This window comes from Wolbachia endosymbiont of Tuta absoluta, from assembly GCF_059414725.1.
In genome coordinates this window covers 1-4,534 of record NZ_JBNRJY010000035.1, presented here as the reverse complement: position 1 = coordinate 4,534, position 4,534 = coordinate 1, and the positions used below count along the sequence as shown (strand labels likewise).

Annotated in this window: 3 protein-coding genes and 3 pseudogenes; 2 read left to right on the top strand and 4 right to left on the bottom strand. The window is 34.5% G+C overall.

The annotated features are described in order from the left end of the window. The first annotated feature begins 201 nt into the window (after positions 1-201). Positions 202-1,332, top strand: a pseudogene (locus ACJ5GX_RS00275) (IS3 family transposase). 43 nt (positions 1,333-1,375) lie between these two features. Here ACJ5GX_RS00275 and ACJ5GX_RS00270 read toward each other — a convergent pair. From ACJ5GX_RS00270 to ACJ5GX_RS00255, 4 genes and pseudogenes are all read right to left on the bottom strand, one after another. Then, positions 1,376-1,724: pseudogene (locus tag ACJ5GX_RS00270) on the bottom strand (ankyrin repeat domain-containing protein); the annotation flags it as partial. A 3-nt stretch (positions 1,725-1,727) separates the two neighbouring features. Next, positions 1,728-2,204, bottom strand: coding sequence for a hypothetical protein (locus ACJ5GX_RS00265; RefSeq protein WP_230609162.1), 477 nt, complete (start codon positions 2,202-2,204; stop codon positions 1,728-1,730). Positions 2,205-2,211: 7 nt separating this feature from the next. Next, complete coding sequence (locus ACJ5GX_RS00260) at positions 2,212-3,423, bottom strand: DNA modification methylase (RefSeq protein WP_230609160.1); 1,212 nt, start codon at positions 3,421-3,423, stop codon at positions 2,212-2,214. 112 nt (positions 3,424-3,535) lie between these two features. Further along, positions 3,536-3,994, bottom strand: coding sequence for a crossover junction endodeoxyribonuclease RuvC (locus ACJ5GX_RS00255; RefSeq protein WP_230609159.1), 459 nt, complete (start codon positions 3,992-3,994; stop codon positions 3,536-3,538). Between the two features lie 217 nt (positions 3,995-4,211). Between ACJ5GX_RS00255 and ACJ5GX_RS00250 the strand changes: the two are divergent. After that, positions 4,212-4,534, top strand: a pseudogene (locus tag ACJ5GX_RS00250) (hypothetical protein); the annotation flags it as partial.

Genomic DNA, 4,534 nt, shown 5'->3' with positions numbered 1-4,534 from the left:
TGACCTTACCCAGAAAAAGTAGACAGGTAGTTAAGACGTTTTTTTCATGAAAATGATGAATCAAATTTTTCAGGAATGCAATAGTTAATAGTAGAATGTCTACGTTGTTTGTTATAAAAAATTGACCTTACCCAGAAAAAGTAGACAGGTAGTTAAGACGTTTTTGAAGTAAAATAAAACGTTTTTTCAAAGAGGTGTAGTATGACAAAAAGAAAAGAATATACAGCAGAATTCAAAATTGAAGCTATAAGACTAGTAAAAGAAACAGGTCAATCATCAGCAAAAATAGCAAGAGATTTGGGTATTAGCGGTGATTCATTAAGCAGATGGGTAAAAACATACAATGATAGAATGTCTGGAGTAGATGCGTTTCCAGGAAAAGGGAAAGTAGCTCATTGCGACAAAGAAAAGTTTGATTTAAAGAAAGAACTGGCAAGAGTAACTAGAGAAAGAGATATTTTAAAAAAAGCCCTGGGATATTTTGCAAACCAAAAAGAGTGAAATATTCTTTTATAAAAGAGCATGAAAACTGCTGTAAAATAAGAGAGCTATGCAGGTTTTTGAACGTATCTGCTTGTGGTTATTATAAATGGATTTCTAAGGAAAAAAGTAATAAAAAATCAACAAGAGAAGAGCTCATAAAAGATATTCAAAAGATATATCAAGCGTCACAATGCAGATACGGAGCTCCACGCTGAATTAAAGGTTTTAGGTAAAAATTATAACATCAAAACAGTGCAAAATGTTATGCAGGAAAATGGCATTCAAGCCCAACTTAGACGAAGGTTTAAGACTAAGAAACTTCAAACAGACAATAGAGTTATAACTCCTAACATATTGGATCAGAATTTCACCACTGATCAGCCAAACAAGATATGGGATTACATACATAAACACCAACGAAGGATGGCTATATTTGGCAGCAATAATAGATTTATATTCACGCATGGTAGTTGGTTGGTCAATGAGTAATTCAATAAATAAGCAATTAGTTATAGATGCTTTATTGATGGCTGTTGATAGGCGCAAACCCGTTAAAAATCTACTATTTCATAGCGATCAAGGATCACAGTACACCTCTAAAAATTAGAGATTTTTACTGAATACAAAAAGTATTATTTCTAGCATGAGTCACAAAGTTACGATAATGCTGTTTCGGAGAGCTTTTTTAGTTCACTAAAGAGGGAATTACTCATTGATACCTCACAACACTCCGCACAACAAGCTAGAACCGCAATATTTGAATACATAGAAATTTTTTATAACAAACAACGTAGACATTCTACTATTAACTATTGCATTCCTGAAAAATTTGATTCATCATTTTCATGAAAAAAACGTCTTAACTACCTGTCTACTTTTTCTGGGTAAGGTCAATTTCTTCATGTCCAGCTCCTGATGCTAAGTGTAACGGTGTATGTAGTAAAGCATTCTGCTCATTAACATTAACTCCTTTGTTGAGTAAAAACCTTACAGCATTTGCTTCATTCAACATCGCAGCTAAATGAAGTAAGCTATCTTTTCTTGCACAAGAGAGCGCACTTTTACCATCATCATCAGTGATCAGTGGATTAATATTTTTCCTATTGAGTAAGAGCGCAACCATACTAAGCTCGTTAATTTCTACTGCATAATGTAGCGGTGTCTTTCCATTTAATCCTCTGACATTAACATCTAATCCAGGTTAGACACTTTATTAATTCTAAACTTAAGTTAGCAGACATTATTTAAAACTTAATATTAGATAATTCTTGTAATGAGTTTGTAATCTCTTCGGTTAGCGCCATATGAATCTTTTCAGTGTCACTCAGTGATGCAAGTAGTGCTGACACTCTATTTGGAATATTAAGCAGATTATTACGGACAACTCTTGCTACATTAAATGCTTCAGTTTTTACTTCCTCTACTGCTACAAGTTCACCAATCTCAGCCCTAGCTTTTGCCTCAAGCAGTTTACCACGTTCCATTTCATTTTTTATTCTAGTTTTTAGCAACATCGTGGAAAGGTTACTTGTATTTTCGTTTTCTGGATTTTTCCTCCTCAGTGGCTGACTTGGATCTCTTATTGCCGCTACTGCTTCATTTGCTTGTTCTCTATTGATCAAACCATCCTCCAACTCAACTATTCCTTTCTTTACTAAATAACAGACATATTGCTTTGATACTCCTATCTCTCTTGCCCATTCTGTTTGTGTAATTTTCACTTTTTTCCTACTGTTTTTCTCCTTGAATTTCTGCAAAAGTTTTACCAGTACCGGCTAAAATGGCATCTCTTCCGGTATATATTTGCCAACGTTTTATGGTTACATCTACAAATTTTGAATCTAGCTCTATTGTTCTGCAAATTCTTCCTGTTCTCTCACATGCAATCAGTGTACTTCCAGAACCGCTAAATGGATCAAGTACTATGTCTCCTGGTCTGCTGCTGTTTACTATTGCTCTCTCCATTAGCTCTACTGGCTTCATCGTTGGATGTAGTGTATTATGCGTTGGCTTATCATAAAACCACAGATCACTTTGATTTCTACCACCATGCCACTCACGTTTATTGCCGCTTTTCCATCCATAGAGCATTGCTTCGTATTGTCTTTGATAATCAGACCTGCCTAGCGTAAAATGATTCTTTGCCCAAATGATAAATGTTGACCATTTTCCTCCTGCCTCTTCAAATGCTTTTTGCAACGTTGAAAACTCTGATGATGATATGCAGATGTAAATTGCACCTTTCGTATATGCTAAAATATGGGAACAGATGTCATAGAGAAAAAGTTCGTACTTTTCACCTTGATTATCATTTAATATCTTTTTGTCTTGGCTATTACCATAATCAACGTTATATGGAGGATCACAAACAGTAATGTCTGCCATTTTATCATCTAACAGCGCTTTATATGATTCAACTACAGAGCTATCACCACAATAGATTCGATGATCACCTAAAATCCATAAATCACCTGGTTTTGTTATTTCTACCTTTTTGTCATCAACAACTAAGTCAGAAAGATCTTCTTTTTCACTATCTAAATCATCAAGGAAATGTTGAACTTTTTCTAATTCAAACCCTGTCATTTTTAAGTCAAACTGTAAATCTTCTAACTCTTGAATTTCTACTTTCAAAAGCTCATCATCCCACTTTGCCCAATTAGCTGATTGATTTGCCAGCAATCGAAAAGCTTTGGTTTGTGGTTCATTTAGATTATCACTGAGGACTACTGGAATACTTTCCATACCAAGTTTTCTTGCTGCTTTCAGTCTTAAATGACCATCAACCACAGTTCCATCGCTTTTTGCAACTATTGGTATACGAAAGCCGAATTCCCTGATTGAAGCACACATTCTATTTACTACGTCATCATTTTTACGAGGATTACGCTTATATTCGACGAGGTTTTCAACAGGATAGTAGTGGATTGCTAAATTCATATAATTTAAATTCTTAATAATTAAAAGGTTAATATTCAAAATATGTCTGACGCTAAAGAAGGCCTGAGGTCGAACCCACCAAACCCGCCAGTATGGCCGAAAGGACCCACTTTTATGGTATTTTTGATATGTTAAAATCTTTACTGATATAGAACATTAATGCCAAAGCATCGGCCTCATTATCATCTTTAGGCAAAAAACCTTTTTCACGTATCGCTTCAATAACTTCACTTTTACTTGCATTGCCATTACCAGCTATAAAGCGTTTGATAGTTTTAACATTAACACCTTTGTATGGCACATGATGTTCTTCACACCAAGCAGATAGAACGGCAAGAAAACCACCGTAGCAATGCGCTGCATCAGTTCCTAGATGTCTTCTCACTTCTTCAAAATACACTGCAGTGAACTCATGTTTCAAAGAATTAAGCCAATTACGAAAATTCAAGAAGCACATGCCACCTCCACTGAAACGACTACCATGAAAGCTTTTGCTTCCACTTTGAATTATTCCATCTGTTAGAATTGCCCAGCCCGTTTGCTTGCCAAGGTCCAGTGTTAGGATTGACATTTATATTCAGAGTTTGTTTCGCTAGAGTGCTATATAATATATATTCAGGATTTGAAAAATTTTTGTCCAAAAAATCTTCTTCTTAAGCAAACTTTTTAGAAAAAACTTGGTTAAAAATCAGTAAACAGCCATTGCATAATTATTGGTCAAGACTTTCAGATTTCTATCTTAACTATTTAAATAGTCTATTATGTTATTATGGTGTGGTTAGTTTCTTATGAACATTTATCCAAATCGTAAATTTTGGGAAGATGATTTAGAAGTACCTGTTAACCATTTGCTTGACCGTTTTCACAATACAAAAATACGTCAGTCTTGGATAGATTCACTTTCTGGTAAGCAATTAAATATTATTTTTCAAAACTCCTTTAAAGATAAATTAAATGCTCAACTCTTTGATGATGAAAGTTACGATAATACATCTGTACAATACAAACGTAAAGTGATTGCTAATTATTCCGATTCTCTCGTTACTTACTACTTGATTACCTGTTTTGACCGTGCAAAACTAGAAGTTACTGTCAGTGAAATTGCAAGATC

Bases quoted from the DNA above. Each gene is read 5' to 3' on its own strand.
- ACJ5GX_RS00260 (WP_230609160.1), bottom strand. From the start codon at position 3,423: ATGAATTTAGCAATCCACTACTATCCTGTTGAAAACCTCGTCGAATAT.
- ACJ5GX_RS00255 (WP_230609159.1), bottom strand. From the start codon at position 3,994: ATGTCAATCCTAACACTGGACCTTGGCAAGCAAACGGGCTGGGCAATT.